Origin of the sequence: Rhodococcus sp. NPDC056743, from assembly GCF_042790355.1 — a bacterium.
Lineage (GTDB): Bacteria > Actinomycetota > Actinomycetes > Mycobacteriales > Mycobacteriaceae > Rhodococcus_F.
The window spans coordinates 313,183-329,927 of record NZ_JBHTZI010000007.1 but is presented as its reverse complement, the minus strand read 5'-3'; the positions used below and the strand labels follow the sequence as shown (position 1 = coordinate 329,927).

At 62.9% G+C, this 16,745-nt stretch carries 14 protein-coding genes; 5 read left to right on the top strand and 9 right to left on the bottom strand.

Annotated features, from left to right (window positions below; translation table 11 throughout):
* Positions 1 to 8: 8 nt before the first annotated feature.
* The 3 genes from ilvC to ACFRFQ_RS18205 are packed head-to-tail and all read right to left on the bottom strand — an operon-like array spanning position 9 to position 3,503.
* Positions 9 to 1,010, bottom strand: coding sequence for a ketol-acid reductoisomerase (ilvC, locus tag ACFRFQ_RS18215; RefSeq protein WP_172937779.1), 1,002 nt, complete (start codon positions 1,008 to 1,010; stop codon positions 9 to 11).
* A gap of 52 nt (positions 1,011 to 1,062) precedes the next feature.
* Complete coding sequence (gene ilvN / locus ACFRFQ_RS18210; RefSeq protein WP_033236588.1) at positions 1,063 to 1,566, bottom strand: acetolactate synthase small subunit; 504 nt, start codon at positions 1,564 to 1,566, stop codon at positions 1,063 to 1,065.
* Complete coding sequence (locus ACFRFQ_RS18205) at positions 1,563 to 3,503, bottom strand: acetolactate synthase large subunit (protein WP_378660375.1); 1,941 nt, start codon at positions 3,501 to 3,503, stop codon at positions 1,563 to 1,565. Before ACFRFQ_RS18205 ends, ilvN begins: the two co-directional genes overlap by 4 nt.
* Before the next feature lie 267 nt (positions 3,504 to 3,770).
* On the opposite strand from ACFRFQ_RS18205, the gene ACFRFQ_RS18200 reads away from it, so the two are divergent.
* Entirely contained in the window at positions 3,771 to 4,298 is a 528-nt protein-coding gene (locus ACFRFQ_RS18200) for a PH domain-containing protein (RefSeq protein WP_378660630.1), read from the top strand.
* A 114-nt stretch (positions 4,299 to 4,412) separates the two neighbouring features.
* A complete protein-coding gene (ilvD, locus tag ACFRFQ_RS18195; protein ID WP_378660373.1) occupies positions 4,413 to 6,254 on the top strand; it encodes a dihydroxy-acid dehydratase in 1,842 nt (613 codons plus the stop codon).
* 61 nt (positions 6,255 to 6,315) lie between these two features.
* On the opposite strand, the gene ACFRFQ_RS18190 is transcribed toward ilvD, so the two are convergent.
* From ACFRFQ_RS18190 to ACFRFQ_RS18170, 5 genes are read right to left on the bottom strand one after another with little or no spacing between them, the layout of a single operon-like run.
* Entirely contained in the window at positions 6,316 to 7,212 is an 897-nt protein-coding gene (locus ACFRFQ_RS18190; RefSeq protein WP_378660371.1) for an STM4011 family radical SAM protein, read from the bottom strand.
* Complete coding sequence (locus ACFRFQ_RS18185) at positions 7,209 to 8,549, bottom strand: STM4012 family radical SAM protein (RefSeq protein ID WP_378660368.1); 1,341 nt, start codon at positions 8,547 to 8,549, stop codon at positions 7,209 to 7,211. The genes ACFRFQ_RS18190 and ACFRFQ_RS18185 overlap by 4 nt, the downstream gene beginning before the upstream one ends.
* Complete coding sequence (locus ACFRFQ_RS18180; protein ID WP_378660365.1) at positions 8,546 to 9,385, bottom strand: STM4013/SEN3800 family hydrolase; 840 nt, start codon at positions 9,383 to 9,385, stop codon at positions 8,546 to 8,548. Before ACFRFQ_RS18180 ends, ACFRFQ_RS18185 begins: the two co-directional genes overlap by 4 nt.
* Complete coding sequence (locus ACFRFQ_RS18175; RefSeq protein ID WP_378660362.1) at positions 9,382 to 10,482, bottom strand: STM4014 family protein; 1,101 nt, start codon at positions 10,480 to 10,482, stop codon at positions 9,382 to 9,384. Before ACFRFQ_RS18175 ends, ACFRFQ_RS18180 begins: the two co-directional genes overlap by 4 nt.
* Before the next feature lie 7 nt (positions 10,483 to 10,489).
* A complete protein-coding gene (locus ACFRFQ_RS18170) occupies positions 10,490 to 11,443 on the bottom strand; it encodes an STM4015 family protein (RefSeq protein ID WP_378660359.1) in 954 nt (317 codons plus the stop codon).
* Between the two features lie 396 nt (positions 11,444 to 11,839).
* On the opposite strand from ACFRFQ_RS18170, the gene ACFRFQ_RS18165 reads away from it, so the two are divergent.
* Positions 11,840 to 13,375: an amino acid permease gene (locus ACFRFQ_RS18165; protein WP_378660356.1), complete on the top strand. Its 1,536-nt coding sequence runs from the start codon at positions 11,840 to 11,842 to the stop codon at positions 13,373 to 13,375.
* Positions 13,376 to 13,444: 69 nt separating this feature from the next.
* Here ACFRFQ_RS18165 and ACFRFQ_RS18160 read toward each other — a convergent pair whose 3' ends face one another.
* Entirely contained in the window at positions 13,445 to 14,272 is an 828-nt protein-coding gene (locus ACFRFQ_RS18160) for a DoxX family protein (RefSeq protein WP_378660353.1), read from the bottom strand.
* A gap of 89 nt (positions 14,273 to 14,361) precedes the next feature.
* Here ACFRFQ_RS18160 and ACFRFQ_RS18155 point away from each other — a divergent pair, with 89 nt between their 5' ends.
* Entirely contained in the window at positions 14,362 to 15,522 is a 1,161-nt protein-coding gene (locus tag ACFRFQ_RS18155; protein ID WP_378660350.1) for a PQQ-dependent sugar dehydrogenase, read from the top strand.
* Positions 15,523 to 15,602: 80 nt separating this feature from the next.
* Complete coding sequence (locus tag ACFRFQ_RS18150) at positions 15,603 to 16,634, top strand: DUF222 domain-containing protein (RefSeq protein WP_378660347.1); 1,032 nt, start codon at positions 15,603 to 15,605, stop codon at positions 16,632 to 16,634.
* Positions 16,635 to 16,745: the final 111 nt, after the last annotated feature.

The window sequence follows — 16,745 nt, the reverse complement described above, 5'->3', positions numbered from 1 at the left end:
ACTACGAATTACGCGGTTTCGGTGATCGGACGATCGACCCAGCTCATCAGGTCGCGCAGCTTCTTGCCGGTGACCTCGATGGGGTGCTCGGCGTTGGCCTTGCGCAGGCCTTCGAGTTCGGTGTTGCCGTTCTCGACGTTGGCAACCAGGCGACGGGTGAACTCGCCGGACTGGATGTCGGCCAGGATCGCCTTCATGCGCTCCTTGGTGCCTGCATCGATGACGCGCGGTCCGGACAGGTAGCCACCGAACTCAGCGGTGTCGGACACCGAGTAGTTCATGCGGGCGATGCCGCCTTCGTACATGAGGTCGACGATGAGCTTGAGCTCGTGCAGAACCTCGAAGTACGCCATCTCGGGTGCATAGCCGGCCTCGACCATGACCTCGAAACCGGTCTTGACCAGTTCCTCGGTGCCACCGCAGAGCACAGCCTGCTCGCCGAAGAGGTCCGTCTCGGTCTCTTCCTTGAACGTGGTCTTGATGACGCCTGCGCGCGTTCCACCGATGCCCTTGGCGTAGGACAGAGCGAGAGCCTGGCCTTCACCCTTGGGATCCTGGTCGATGGCGATGAGCGCGGGAACACCCTTGCCGTCGACGAACTGACGACGCACCAGGTGGCCGGGGCCCTTGGGGGCAACCATGCCGACGGTGACGAACTCCGGAGCCTTGATCAGGTCGAAGTGAATGTTCAGGCCGTGACCGAAGAACAGCGCGTCGCCGTCCTTCAGGTTGGGCTCGATGTCATTGGTGAAAATGCTTGCCTGAGCGGTGTCCGGTGCGAGCACCATGATGACGTCGGCCCACTCGGAAACCTCTGCCGGCGTACCGACCGTCAGGCCGGCTTCTTCAGCCTTGTCGCGGGACTTGGAGCCCTCTTTGAGGCCGATGCGGACCTCGACACCCGAGTCGCGCAGGCTCAGCGAATGGGCGTGGCCCTGGCTTCCGTAGCCGATCACAGCAACCTTGCGGCCCTGAATGATCGACAGATCGGCATCGTCGTCGTAGAACATCTCGACTGCCACAGTTCTCAACCTCTCCTTGGATTATTACGTGTCTAAAGTACTAGCGGGTGGCCGTGATCGACTTCGGCCCTCGACCGACTGCCACGACCCCGGACTGAACGATCTCCCGGATACCGTACGGATCAAGCATCCGCAGCAGTGCATCCAGCTTGGACCGGGTACCGGTCGCCTCGATGGTGACGGACTCCGGGGAGACGTCGATTACCTTGGCGCGGAACAGGTTCACCGTTTCGATGACCTGGGTGCGCACGCTTGCATCTGCGCGCACCTTGATGAGCACAAGCTCGCGAGCGACGGAAGCATCACCGTCTTGCTCGACGATCTTGATGACGTTGATCAGCTTGTTGAGCTGCTTCGTCACCTGCTCGAGGGGGAACTCGTCGACCGTGACGACGATGGTCATTCGAGAGATCTCGGGGATCTCGGTGCCGCCGACTGCGAGGGATTCGATGTTGAATCCTCGACGGGAGAACAGGGCGGAGACGCGAGCGAGCACGCCTGGCTTGTCCTCGACGAGCACGCTGAGGGTGTGGGTGGTGCTCACTGCTTGTCCTCCCCTGTGCCCGCGGCGGGTCCGGCTTGCTCGCGCGACATGGCTTCATGGATGACGGCGGGCTCGGCTGCGGCCTCGTCGTCGTCGAACAGCGGCCGGATTCCCCGGGCCGCCATGATCTCGTCGTTGCTGGTTCCCGCGGCGACCATCGGCCACACCTGTGCGTCGGCGGTGACGATGAAGTCGATCACGACAGGCTTGTCGTTGATGGACTGCGCCTCACGGATCGCGGCTTCGACGTCCTCTTCACGCTCGACACGAATTCCGTGGCAGCCCAAGGCTTCTGCGAGCTTCACGAAGTCCGGGATGCGGATGGCGCCGTGCGTTCCGAGGTTGGTGTTGGAGTAACGCTCGTCGTAGAAGAGCGTCTGCCACTGGCGGACCATGCCGAGGTTGCCGTTGTTGATGAGGGCAACCTTGATCGGGATACCTTCGAGTGCGCAGGTGGCCAGTTCCTGATTGGTCATCTGGAAGCAGCCGTCGCCGTCGATGGCCCACACCTCGGTGTCGGGCATGCCCATCTTGGCGCCCATGGCAGCGGGAACCGCGTAGCCCATGGTGCCGAGTCCGCCCGAGTTGAGCCACGTACGCGGCTTCTCGTAGTTGACGAACTGGGCGGCCCACATCTGGTGCTGGCCGACGCCGGCGCAGTAGATGGCGTCAGGTCCGGCGAGCTTGCCGACGGACTGGATGACGAACTCGGGGCTCAGCTGACCATCGGTCGGACGGTCGTAGCTCAGCGGGTACGTACGACGGATGTCGTTCAGGTACGCCCACCATTCGGCGAGTTCGAACGTGGTGCCCGTGGCCATGTCGGCACGGATGGCCTCGATGAGTTCGGTGATGACCTCTTTGCAGTCGCCCACGATCGGGACGTCGGCGTAGCGGTTCTTCCCGATCTCGGCCGGGTCGATGTCGGCGTGGATGACCTTGGCGTCGGGCGCAAAGGAATCCAGCTGACCGGTGACGCGGTCGTCGAAGCGGGCGCCGAGTGTGATCAACAGATCACTTCTCTGCAGCGCGGCAACGGCGGCAACGGTGCCGTGCATGCCGGGCATACCGCAGTTCAGGTCGTGGCTGTCCGGGAACGCGCCGCGGGCCATCAGTGTGGTCACGACGGGGATGCCGGTCAGTTCGGCCAGCTCGAGCAGTTCAGCCGAGGAGTCGGACTTGATGACGCCGCCACCGACGTACAGGACGGGAGACTTGGCGTCGGCGATCAGACGCGCAGCTTCGCGGACCTGCTTGCCGTGCGGCTTCGTGACCGGACGGTATCCGGGCAGACGCATCTCCGGCGGCCACGAGAACGTGGTCTGGGCCTGGAGGATGTCCTTGGGGATATCGACCAGGACTGCGCCGGGACGACCGCTCGAGGCGAGGTAGAACGCCTCGGCCATGATGCGCGGGATGTCGATGCCGTCGGTGATCAGGAAGTTGTGCTTGGTGACCGGCATGGTGATACCGGAGATGTCGGCTTCCTGGAACGCGTCGGTGCCGATGAGGCTACGACCGACCTGGCCGGTGATGGCCACGATCGGAACGGAGTCCATCTGAGCGTCGGCCAGCGGCGTGACCAGGTTGGTTGCACCGGGACCCGAGGTAGCCATGCAGACGCCGACCTTGCCGGTGGCCTGCGCGTAGCCGGTCGCGGCATGGCCGGCGCCCTGCTCGTGGCGCACAAGTACGTGACGGACCTTGACCGAATCGAAGAGCGGGTCGTACACAGGCAACACTGCACCGCCGGGGATGCCGAATACCGTGTCGACGTCGAGCTCTTCGAGGGCGCGAACGACAGACTGCGCGCCCGTTACCCGCTCCGGGGGGAGCTGGCGACGGGTAGCCGTCTGCGATGCGGCAGCCGCGGTAGTCGGGCTCGGTGTCCCTGACTTGCGCGGCGTGGGTTGAGGCCGTGCTGTTGGTGCGCTCACTGGGAAATCCTCTGATTTGGCTCCGGGCAACAAAAAACCCCCGTCAGCATCTGCTGAGCGAGGGTGGCGCGTCGTTATCTGGTGAGTTGAAAATTATCGACTCAGGCGACGACGCGCCAGTCGATTACGAGCAACTCATTCTGTTTCACGCACTCGACAGTAGAGGCGCTAGTCGCGAACGGCAAACTTGGTGAGTCAACCGTCCCAGAATCTGAGATACATCGGCTGCAATGCGAAGATGTAGAGGTGTCAACTTCGCAGCAGCCCGTGCCACCGGTTCAATCATCCCACACGCCGAAACCACTTCGGCACGTCATCCGCATTTCGCAGCTCGCCTACATGGCGTGCGCCTTCCTGCTCTTCGCGGTCAGCTTCCCGATCTTCGGCTGGCCCGCGGCATTCAGCTGGCTGGTAATCCTCCCGATCATCGCCGTCTACTTCGTCGCCCGGGTCCGCACCACCGTCAGCCCCGACGGCCTCGAGGTTCGTTCGATGTTCTCCAGCCGCACACTGAGCTGGGACGAGGTCAAGGGCTTCCGCTTCCCCAAGCGCAGCTGGGCTCGCGCCGAACTCACCGACGGAACGGAAGTGACGCTGCCCGCCGTCAGCTTTGTCCGACTCCCCGAGATCGCGATCGCCAGTGGCGGCCGCATCACCGATCCCTATGCCGCCGCGGCAGCAGCCTACGACGCCGAAGAAGCGGAACGGGCCGAACAGTCCACAAACGAGCGTGCCCCCGAGCCGGAATCCGAATCCGAGCCGTCGAACGACCAGCCCGAATCAGAACAGAAGTAGCACGCGAGTAGCGTTGAATCGCCCTCGCTTCAATTCTTTTCGCCGCGTGAGCACACAGCCCTGTTGTTCGCGCAGCAGAAGTAGATCAGCAACGATCACATAAGGAACACGCCCATGCCCCCGTTGAGGTCACGCACCACCACCGTCGGACGTAACGCTGCCGGAGCCCGATCCCTGTGGCGCGCCACAGGAATGACGGATTCCGACTTCGGTAAGCCGATCGTCGCCGTAGCGAACTCGTACACCCAGTTCGTACCCGGCCACGTGCATCTCAAGAACGTGGGCGAGATCGTTGCCGAGGCCATTCGTGAGGCCGGCGGCGTCGCGCGCGAGTTCCACACCATCGCAGTCGACGACGGTATCGCCATGGGCCACGGCGGAATGCTCTACTCGCTCCCCAGCCGCGAGATCATCGCCGACTCGGTCGAGTACATGGCAAACGCCCACACGGCCGACGCACTGGTGTGTATCTCCAACTGCGACAAGATCACTCCCGGCATGCTCAACGCCGCGATGCGTCTGAACATCCCGACGGTCTTCGTGTCCGGCGGTCCGATGGAGGCCGGTAAGGCCGTGGTCGTCGGCGGGGTGGCGCAAGCCCCCACCGACCTCATCACCGCGATTTCCGCCTCGGCCAACGACGCCGTGTCCGAAGAAGGCCTCGACGAGGTCGAGCGCAGCGCATGCCCCACGTGCGGATCCTGCTCAGGCATGTTCACGGCCAACTCCATGAACTGCCTCACCGAAGCCCTCGGCCTCGCCTTGCCGGGCAACGGCTCCACGCTGGCAACTCACAAGGCTCGTCACGCACTCTTCTCCCGCGCGGGCACCACCGTGGTCGAAGCTGCTCTCAAGTACTACCGCGACGGCGACGAGTCGGTTCTGCCGCGCAACATCGCGACCCCGGCAGCGTTCCGCAACGCGATGGCACTCGACGTCGCCATGGGCGGTTCCACCAACACCGTCCTGCACACGCTGGCTGCGGCACAGGAAGGCGAGGTCGATTTCGACCTCGACACCATCGACGCGATCAGCCGTAAGGTTCCGTGCCTGTCCAAGGTCTCCCCCAACTCGGACTACCACATGGAAGACGTCCACCGCGCCGGCGGAATCCCCGCGCTGCTCGGTGAGCTTCGTCGCGGCGGACTCCTCGAAACCGACGTCTCCACCGTGCACACCAAGAGCTTCGACCAGTGGCTCGACGACTGGGACATCCGCTCCGGCAAAGCAACCGACGAGGCCATCGAACTGTTCCACGCTGCTCCCGGCGGCGTGCGCACCATCGAACCGTTCTCCACGGACAACCGTTGGTCTGCCCTCGACACCGATGCGGCCGGCGGCTGCATCCGCGACGTCGAGAACGCCTACACCGTCGAAGGCGGCCTGGTCGTCCTGCGCGGCAACATCGCACTCGACGGCGCAATCCTCAAGACGGCCGGCATCGACGAGGAACTGTTCTCCTTCCAGGGCCCCGCTCTGGTCGTCGAATCGCAGGAAGAAGCCGTCTCGGTGATCCTGCAGAAGAAGATCAAGGCCGGCGACGTCCTGGTGGTGCGTTACGAAGGACCCAAGGGCGGACCGGGCATGCAGGAAATGCTGCACCCCACCGCTTTCCTCAAGGGCGCAGGCCTTGGCAAGGAATGTGCGTTGATCACCGACGGCCGCTTCTCCGGTGGCACGTCCGGTCTGTCCATCGGCCACATCTCCCCCGAGGCTGCTGCCGGCGGAGTTATCGGCCTGGTGCAGAACGGCGATCAGGTTCGCATCGACGTCGCGTCGCGCACGCTCGAGATCCTCGTCGACGACGACGTCCTCGCTGAGCGCCGCGCCAAGATGGAAGCTTCGGAGCGTCCGTGGCACCCGGTTGACCGTCAGCGCACCGTCACCACCGCCTTGCGCGCTTATGCTGCGCTGGCAACGTCGGCTGACAAGGGCGCGGTCCGGTACGTCCCGTAAGCAGTACCACGCAGACGCAGATCCCCGGTCACGCTAGAAATCTGGCCGGGGATCTCCTGTTTCACCGCACTACGTGCAGGGGCAGCTGCCGGCTCACCCGCGGGCTCGGCAGCGCGACGGGTATCCGCTCGAGCACTCCGCCGGCGAAGGCGTCGTAGAGCGGTAGCGATTCGAGATGCACGTAACCGATGTGACAGTCGCACAGCGTTTTTGGACAGTCTCGGGCGGTCAGCGTTGTGTCGAGACTGCCGTCGTACAGGTTTCCGATCACCTCGGGAACGAAGTGGCACCGCCGAATGGTGCCGTCACCGTCGACGGAGATAACGGATTCGCCGGTTCTGCAGGCTTTTCCGACACTCGGATGCGGGCTGCGGCTGAACGGGAAAAGCGGATCGAGTTCGGTCCACAACTGGGCTTCGGCGTCCGAATACACCCATCCCTCGGCGGCATTCACCCATAGATAAATATTCTCGGGCAGTTTCTGCCGCAGTTCACGGGCCAGATCCAGATGCTCCGGAAATCCGACGACCCCCACCGAATAGCGGATGCCGCCTCGATCGAGTTCCCCACATTTTGCAAGGAATCGCTCGAGTGAGATCTGCCCCGGATGAAATGTGCACCACAGCGCCAGCGTCGACGGGTCGGCGTCGGCGAGCCATGTGGTGCGAGCGCTGAGATTGGTTTGGACCGCAATCCGTTCGACGTGGGGTAACCAGCTCAGCTCCGCGAGAGTGCGGCGATACCAGGAACGCACCAGCGCCTCACCCCAGGGCGTGAACAGCACGGACAACTGTCGATCAGTCTGCTCGGTGACCCAGGCGGCAAACCGCTCCAACGATGCTCTGTCCGCTCGCAATTCAGCCGGCGGGTCACGACGCTTCGCAAACGGGCAGTACGGGCAGTCGTAATTACAACTCGCCAACGGACCACGGTAGAGAATCGACAGCGGCGGGTTCATTTGGCCTCGTACTCCGACATGTCCCGGCGAACACTCGCAGAGAACAACGCCGGCCCGATAGCGTCGGAGTGCGCCAGACCTTCCGGCGAGAGCATCAGGCGATCCGAATGCAGGTCGCCCGCCAACCAGCCCGCCGCCTCGAAGCCATTCAATTCGTCCGGAAAGTCGTCGGCAGGTTGTGTTCCGAACCGCGCGCGATAGTCGGCTACATCCATTCCTTCGGCCTGAAGCACCGACTGGACGAGGTGCCTGCGACGCGTCTCGTCCGGAGTCATGAATCGACCGACTTCGGCGTAAGCGAACTCGCCCGCCGGACGGGCGATAAACGTGTCGATGATTCCGCGGATCTCCCGCATGTCCACCGCGTAGTCGAACGAATAGTGAAGGTCAGCGGTGTACGAGCGTGCGCCGCACCCCAATCCGATCATGCCGTCGGTCTGGCAGGCGTAATCGGCTGCCCCGTCGATGACCGCGCCTGTGCGCTGGAACATGCGCATCGAGACCTGCTGATATCCCGCCTGCTCCAGATAGTCGCGGCCGAACCGATACAAGCGCAGACGCCGCTCGTCCCACTCCGCATCCGATTCGGCGACCGCTGTCTTCTTACCCAGACCCGTGAGCGCCCGAACGTAGAGCGGATACAGATACAGCTCCTCTGGTTCCCACGCCAACGCAGCATCCAGGGACTGCCGCCAGGTCTGCTCGGTCTGACCGTCGATGCCGTAGATGAGATCGATGTTGAGCACGGGAATTCGAGCGTCCCGGATCCGACCGAGCGCGGCGTCGACGTCGGCCCGCTTCTGTGGCCGAGCCGCTGCCCTGGCCTCGGAGTCGATGAAGCTCTGCACGCCCAGACTCAGGCGGGTGGTTCCGCGGGAAGCCAGCACGGACATCCGATCAGCGGTCACCGTCGACGGTGACGCCTCGACCGAGAACGGAACGGATGAAAGATCGACGCCCATGCGGAGTTCCGCGATGTCGCACAGTCTGTCGAGTTCGGAGGCGTCGAGAAAGGTCGGGGTACCGCCACCGAAGGCCACTGCGTCGTAGTGAGTTCCGTCGCCGACGGCATCCGACACAACACGTGCTTGCCGTTCGAGCGCGTCGAGGTACGCAGTGGTCATCTCACCCGGCGCGCCGATACGGGTGAACAAATTGCAGAATCCGCAGCGAACCTCGCAGAACGGAATATGGAGGTACAGCGACAGTGCGTCTTTCGGCTCTGCCGCCCACAATTTCTGCAACGACGGACGGGGATCAAGCGGCCGGTATGCCGTCTTGTGTGGATACGCATAAACATAATTCTGGTACGGACGTACCGCAACTGCGAGACTCATCGTTGTGGACCTTCCAAAAAGAAGTGTGCATAGGGAACCGTCCACACGCTGTCGTGACCTAACCGGTGCCCGGTCCAGCCGTCGTCGCCGTACGCCGTTCCGTGATCGGAGCAGACGATGGCAAAGCACCGCCGCCGTGAACTCATGGCCTGCAGAAGTTGTGCGATATGCCGGTCGATGTATTCGAGTGCGGCAGCATGAGAGTCAAGGGTGTCTCCCGAATCGGCACTCGCGCCGGCAAGGTGAAACCAATTAGGTTGATGCAGCGCAGCGGCATTGACGAACAAGAATAGCTTCTGGTCCGGTTCCAGCCCGGCGACCACCGTCTCGGCACACTCGACTTGTGCCTCGAAGGATTCCGGAGACGTCACCCCGAAACGCGATTCCCAATAACTCTCGTCGAACATCGAGGGCATCACCGACCCGAGGGGTGCGGCTTTGTTGAAGAACCCGACCCCGCCGATACAGACGGTGCGATATCCGGCCGCTCGCAGGCCGTCCACCACATTGGGGCCCTCGAACACATACGTTCCGTCCGCGGTGGATTCACTCCCCGCAAATCGTGCGGCAAACAATCGTGGGTGTGGACCCTGACTGGCGGGCGTTGGGAGAAAACCCGCAAAGATCGCCTGATGAGAGGCGTACGTGAAGCTTCCTGGCGCGTGCCGCTTCTCCCACACTCCCCCTGGCAAATACGACGCAAGCGTGGGTATGCGCCCACTCGCCGCCAACTCGCACGCAACGTCGTAGCGGAGCGTGTCCAGCGTGAGCAACAGGATGTCATCCTGCCCCACGACCTCATTCATGTCGGGGTGACTCGTATCGAAGTTGTTCACCGGGCATACTCCATGTTTTCCGATTCCATTAGCGAATCAACTTGCGCTTGATACGTAGTCATACCTTCGGCGGGGCAGCCGGGCAGACCGGTGAGCCCGGGCAGGAGATCTCCGAACGCATTGACCTCTCCCACCGTGAAGCGTCGCCACCCGACACCGGGCAGGATGTCGATTCCGACGTGGGGTGCTGCCGGAAAACACGCTGCTGCCCGCTCACTCAATTCCAGGAGCTGCGACCAATTCTCACCCGCAACAGACATCGCGTCGGCAAGTGCGCCGCGGGTACCGCCGAGATGCAGGTTGGTAATCGGAGAAGCACTGGTCCGCACTACTGCATGGGTGGCAACACCCCCGACAACCACCACACGAACGTCGGCGGTCCGGCCGCCGAGTGACGCCTTGGGTATCCACGCTTCGACGTGAAGTCCGTCGGGCGCGAGTCGATCGACGATTGACTCGATGGCTACCCTCGTTCGGTACGTGCGCACGCGGAGTGAGTTGTGCAGCGCACCATCAGCACCTACCTCCACCGACGTGACCGCCCGGACCTGCCCACGTGGACCCCATTGCAGCGCAATCACTCCCGACGCCGACGAACCGTGAGACAGCTTGACGAACACTCGCGGCATGTGTGCGTCGGCTGCGAGCTGCTCGAGTTCGGCATAACTGCGAGGCGCAGAGTCCAACGCTGCGGGGACACGCACCCCAGCAGCGTCGAGGCGGCGATGGCAGCGACGTTTGTCGAACATCACCGCCATCTCGTTCGCGTCGCCGAGAACACGAGCACCAGCACGATCAGCTCGATCGGCAATCTCGCGGATCTCACTGGAGAATCGCCGATACCAAGTGCCGGTACCCTCAACCCGGGTCGGCTCGTCCGTACCGCGAAGATATCGATCGACCACGGAATCTTCGCCGGGCGAATCGATTCGAACAATCTCGCCGGCATCGAAACCGTAATCTCGACCGATAACCTGCCGCCAACCCAGAATCCGCGGCGCCGGAAATCCCGCCGCCGTGACTGCATCGACAAATCCCGACACTCGGCGATTGCCCGGAACTCCGACGACCACCAACCGCGGATGAGAAGAAACCACCGAAGGATTACTCGGAGACAGCAACATATCGCGAGATCTCGTCGTCGTACTCATCCGGCTCGGTCTGATCGGACAGATCGACCCGCACCCCTAGCTCGGCGCAGTGCTTGGTCAACTCTGCAACTGTGGCGTCGCTGAGAAAGTGGTAATGCAGGTCGAGGAACTCGAGACCTGAAAAAGCCGTACTGGCAAGGAGAGCTGCGGCACCGTCATCCGAGAGAGTGCCCATCGAGAGATCCAATGTGGTCAATTGGCGGAGAATCGGAGCCTCGACAATCGCCTTGGCGATGCTGTCCTGGATTTCACTGTTACGTAATCCCAGGTGACGCAACGACGGTAGCCCCGTGCCGCCGAGAATGACAGCCAGATCATCGACAGTAGAGTCTCCGCCGTAACCCTCGGTCCCGAGCCACAGATCGAGAAACTCGAGAGCGGGAAAGCTACTGGATGCCACACCGCGGACAACCGCGGCGGGCAGTCCACCCGACTCGATGGTCAATCGACGCAACGCAGCGTGACGCGCTTCCGGGAACTCCAATTCCGTGCCACCACGAATGCCGAATTCGACCAACTCCGGAAACGCCTCGAGGACAGGAGTGACATCGGACTGTTGAATCCAGGAAATCTCCTGCTGCTCTTGTGTGATATCTGCAAGGAACAGTGCTCGCAGGGATGTCAACCGATGACGTTGCCCGACAATCAGTTCAACGATCGACGACGAGTTGACCTCGTACGACTCACCCCACTGACCGATGATCAGAGCCTGCACCGCCGACAGGTCCACCTTCTCGACAAACCGAGCCCAGGCATCGGAAAACTCCTCCGAATCATCCGCATACGGCTCTACCGAGACGCGCCACGCTACCGCGTCGACGGCCGGCAACGGTGCATCAGTGGCGTCGGCAGCCGGGAAGTCGAAGGCCGGGAGCCCGTACAACGCGTCGAGGTGGGCCTGGATCATCACGATCTCCTTCAATGTCGGGTACCGCGAGCGTCGCGGCCTACGGCCTATTGATAGCAAGACCGACCGACAGGTACTGAAATTGCTCGACTCGACGCGCCGGGAGACCGGCCGGAATGCTCTGGTACCGCGGACAATTCGGACGCATTGGCGCAGAACGTTCGTGATCGAATTCACTTCCCGTAGTGTGCACGGGACCAGCTGATCAATGTAGTTAAGTACGGGGGGTTGATGACGAGTGAAGTGATCATTTTATTCAGTTGAGTGGCCGCGACTTGCGCACTGCGCTCACCAATGGTTCCCTCATCAAGTCGATGAGACCCACATCACATTCGGCAACTGTCAGCCACCTCCCGTCCCCCACAAGGTCGCCGGGAATCAATCAAGGAGCAATACATGCCCGGAGTCGGCATATGGCGCACCAAATCCGTCGAGCAATCGATCGCGGACACCGACGAGCCTGAAACCAAGCTCAAAAAGGAACTGACCGCGAAGGACCTCACGGTCTTCGGAGTCGCCGTTGTCATCGGCGCAGGTATCTTCACCCTCACCGCCAGAACCGCCGGCAACGTAGCGGGCCCCTCGATCTCACTGGCCTTTGTTCTCGCAGCCATCGCGTGTGCGCTCGCAGCCCTCTGTTACGCGGAGTTCGCCTCGACCGTTCCAGTCGCCGGTAGCGCGTACACATTCTCGTACGCCACCTTCGGCGAATTCGCGGCCTGGATCATCGGCTGGGACCTCATCCTCGAATTTGCTCTCGCCTCCGCCGTGGTCGGCAAAGGTTGGTCGCTGTACCTGGGCAACGTGATCGGGGCCAGCGGGAGCACCACAGCCCACATCGGATCGATCAGCTTCGACTGGGGAGCACTGCTCATCATCGGAGCCATCACGCTCATTCTCGCGATCGGCACCAAGGTTTCGTCCCGCGTCTCGGCCGTCATCACAGCGATCAAGATCGCAGTTGTTCTCCTTGTCATCGTCGTCGGTGCGTTCTACATCAAGAAGGAGAACTACTCGCCCTTCATCCCGCCCGCCGAAGGCTCTGAGAGCACGGCAAGCGGAATTCACCAGACCCTGTTCTCCTGGCTCACCGGTGCCGGTGGAAGCAGTTACGGCGCCTACGGCCTGCTGGCCGCCGCCAGCCTGGTCTTCTTTGCCTTCATCGGATTCGACGTCGTCGCCACCACCGCCGAAGAGACAAAGAATCCCCAGAAGTCACTGCCTCGCGGAATCTTCGGCTCACTCGCCATCGTGACCGTCCTGTACGTCGCTGTGACGCTGGTGCTGACCGGCATGGTCAAGTACACCGAACTCAAGGACGGTAGCCCCCTCGTCGGCGACTCGAGCGCCACGCTCGCCACCGCCTTCGAAGCCAACGGAATCGGATGGGCACAAACGGCCATCAACTTCGGCGGCCTCGCCGGTCTGACCACCGTGGTCATGGTCATGATGCTCGGCCAGACCCGCGTCCTGTTTGCCATGTCCCGTGACGGCTTGATGCCCAGAAAGCTCGCCAAGACCACAAGCAAGGGCATCCCGCTGCGCATCACGCTGATCGTCGGCGGCATCGTCGCAGTGCTCGCAGCCTTCTTCCCCATGGGAACTCTCGAAGAGATGGTCAACATCGGCACGCTGTTCGCCTTTGTGCTCGTCTGCGTCGGCGTGATCGTCCTTCGCCGCACCCGTCCCGATCTGCCGCGCGGATTCCGCGTGCCGTGGGTACCGTTCGTACCGATTCTCGCTGTTCTCGCCTGCGGTTGGCTCATGCTCAACCTGTCGGTCGAAACCTGGATTCGATTTATCGTCTGGATGGCGATCGGCGTTGTCGTGTACTTCGCCTACGGTCACCGCAAATCGGTATTGGGCCGCAAGCTGAAGGATGGCACGGCAATCCCGGCCGCCAATGACGCACCGGTGCTCGTCAAGGACTGATCACCACAGATCGAAAACAGAAGCCGTCGCCTTCCAAAGGCGACGGCTTCTGTTGGTTTCGAGATCCGATCAGATGAGCGGGTTCGCCCCGTTCAGGAAGATCCACGTGCACACGCCGGCGCCGATACCCAGAATCAACACGACCAGCGAACCGATGAAGGGCCGCTTCGCCCAACCACGACGGCCATCCAGCGCAATTCGCCCTGGTCCCGTGAGAATGATGACACCAGCGCAGATCCCCAAGAGCATCTCGTATTCGGTTCCGCTGGGCGCAAAGTACTCGAGGCCGGGCTCGGCCAATTGGCGCAGCGCCCACGCATTGATCATCACGGCCAGCACCGACGCTGCGGCAATCGGGGTCAACAGACCCACGATCAACAGTGCGCCACCCGCAACCTCGCCGACCGCACCCAGAATGGCCAACAACTTTGCCTGTTCGAATCCGGCCTCGGCCAACATCGTTTCGAAGCCGCCCAGCCCCGGACCGTTCCAGATACCCGTCAGCTTCTGCAAGCCATGCACCAGCGCGGTGCCGCCCACCGCCAACCGAAGCGCAAGAAGTCCGAGATCCAACGTTCCTCGACTCGGACGCGGCTCTTCGGTCACCGGAATCGGGTCCGCAACCGCGACCGGATCGGCCGGCATCTCGTACGCAGTATCGCGTGTGAGCACCTCAGTCGGTTTATCAGGTGACCCCGGACGATATGTCGGGATTTGTTCGGTCACGGAATTCGCTTGCGCTGAACCGAAATCGAGATCGTCGTCGGTTCGCGGTAACGAATTGCCGGCATTCACCGGTGGAAACTGCTCCGTCGGCGAGTCGTACGGACTGGACACTTTGCCCGTCGCCACGCCGGGTTCCGACAGTTCGCTGGGGTCTTTTCGCTCGTCAGTCACGTAGGAGAGCCTAAAGCGGTTGCACGACGACGTCGGGGAACCTACTCCGGCGTGGCGGCGCAGGGCATCGGTTACGTAACGTCTTCACCATGACAACGGGTGGGCGCAACACGTCGCGCAGAACACGACGCATCGCATCGGCAACCTTGGCACTCGCCTTCACTGCGTCCGTCCTCTCCGGTTGCGCCGACTTCGACGAATCGACAGCCAGCCCGTTCACCCCGGAACCGACCATCCAATCGAACGCGGAAGTTGCCCCGCAGAACCCGCAACCCTCGACAACTACCGCTCCGCCGATAGCACCCACCGGTCCCCTCGGCCCGTGTCAGGATGCCGACCCAGCGGTCATCGCAACGTGCCTCGACACCACCGGCGGACTGCTCACCTTGCCCGACGGAAACTCGGGTCTGGTTGCCGAACGCCGAACCGGCCGGATACTGCAGGTCGCCCCCGGCCAGATCCCCGTCGAGGTGGCCAAGATCGACGTCGACGGGACTGGCGACGGCGGACTGCTCGATATTGCACTGTCCCCTACCTTCGTCGAAGACAACTTGATCTACGCGTACGTGACTACGGGCACGGACAATCGTGTGGTCCGGATAGCGCCGGGCGACACCGCAAAGGTAGTACTCGGCGGAATCCCTCGGGGCGCCAACGGGAACCGAGGTTCCCTGGAGTTTGCCGCACCCGACCAACTCATGGTCCTGACCGGTGATTCCGGAAATCCCTCTGCCGCAAACGATCCCGCCTCGCTGGCCGGCAAGTTGCTTCGCGTTCGATCTCTCGCCCCCAATCCCGCTCCCCCACGCCCCGAAGTTGTCTTGTCAGGCATCGGCAACGGCGGCGGCGTGTGCGTGGACCCCGGCATCGCAACCTGGGTCACCGATCGCACCGCACTCGAAGACCGTCTCCAACGAGTCGGCGCGGACGGCACCGTGACGGCTCCGGCGTGGACGTGGCCCGACCGCCCGGGAGTCGGCGGCTGCGTGGCCGTTCAAGGTGTTGTCGCAGTTGCTTTGAGTGCGGGCAAAGCCGTGGCCTCACTGGCAACCGACCCCGGCACCGGCGCCATCACCACACCGCCGTCTGCTGTTGCCAAGGACACCTACGGACAACTCGAAGGACTCGCATTGGGCGCGGACGGATTGTTGTGGGTCAGCACCGCCAACAAGACCGCGGGCGAGCCGGGCCCGAACGACGACAAGGTCATCAAGATTCCCATGCCCAGCGGTGGCGGCGGAGTCGACTGACACTCGATCATCTTTCGGACGTTTCCGACTGATCTCGAGAACCTCTCGAATTCGAACAGGATTTCGATTACGGTGGAGGAATGTTCGATCCGGGGGTGGGGAGTTTCGGTCGCTCGGCGCAGCTGAGTGGTACCGAAACCGCCTGTGCCCTTGTTGATTTGATGGCCGAGTTGCATGCGTGTGAGGCGATGCTGGTCGAGCGGAAGCTGGCGGTGGTGGCGGAGTTCTTCACCCGCCGTAGCGCCGAGCATGCCGAGGGCGGAACCTGGACGTCGTCGGCGCATGAGTTGGCCGAATCCGAGGTCGGCGCGGTGCTCACGATGGGGCGTGCTGCGGCGGGGAAGCTCATCGGGTTGGGTTTTGCTTTGAGGACGCGGTTGCATCGGACGCGGGCGGCGATGGCGCGCGGTGAACTCGACTTCTACCGGGTGTCGTTGATCGAGTCGGCGACGGCGAATGTCGGTGACGAGTTGATCGACGAGGTTGAACGGCTACTCCTCGAGCAAGTCTTGGCCCCGCCCGTGGACGGTGGGACCGGGTTGACTGGGCGGCGGTTGACGGCGGCGATCGATCGGATCGTGGCTCGGGTTGATCCGGAAGGGCTGCGGGAACGCCGACGCCGAGCCCTCGCCGACAGGTTCGTTGGGGTCAGTGCCGCCGAGGACGGGATGGCCCGCATCCTGGGCAGTATCCCGGCCGAGCAAGCCCGGGCGTTCGACGGGCGGTTGCGGGAATTGGCGATGTCGGTCTGCCGCCACGACTCCCGAACCGACGAGCAGCGCCGCGCCGACGCGCTCGGCGTGCTGGTGAGCGGGTCGACGGTGTTGGTGTGTGACTGCGATCGTGATGATTGTCCGCAGGACCGCAGTGGTCTGATCGTCGTACGTCGGCCGTTGGTGCATGTGGTGATGTACGAAACCACCCTGGATACGGACTCGGATGAGCCGGCCCATTTGGATGGGTACGGCGTGATTAGTGCCGAGCATGCCCGCGACATCGCGAAAGACGCCACCGTGCGGGAAGTACGAGTACCGGCAGACCCCGTACCCGCAGATTCTGCGCCTGCGTCGGCGTTTGTGTACCGTCCCGGCGCGGCACTCGACACCTGGTGACGCGTCCTCTCGGGCAGTTGCCTGTGGCCGCACTGCGATGTCCCGGCCTGGAACTGCGACCTCGACCACCGAGTTCCGTTCAACCACGCCAACCCCACCCGTGGTGGGCGG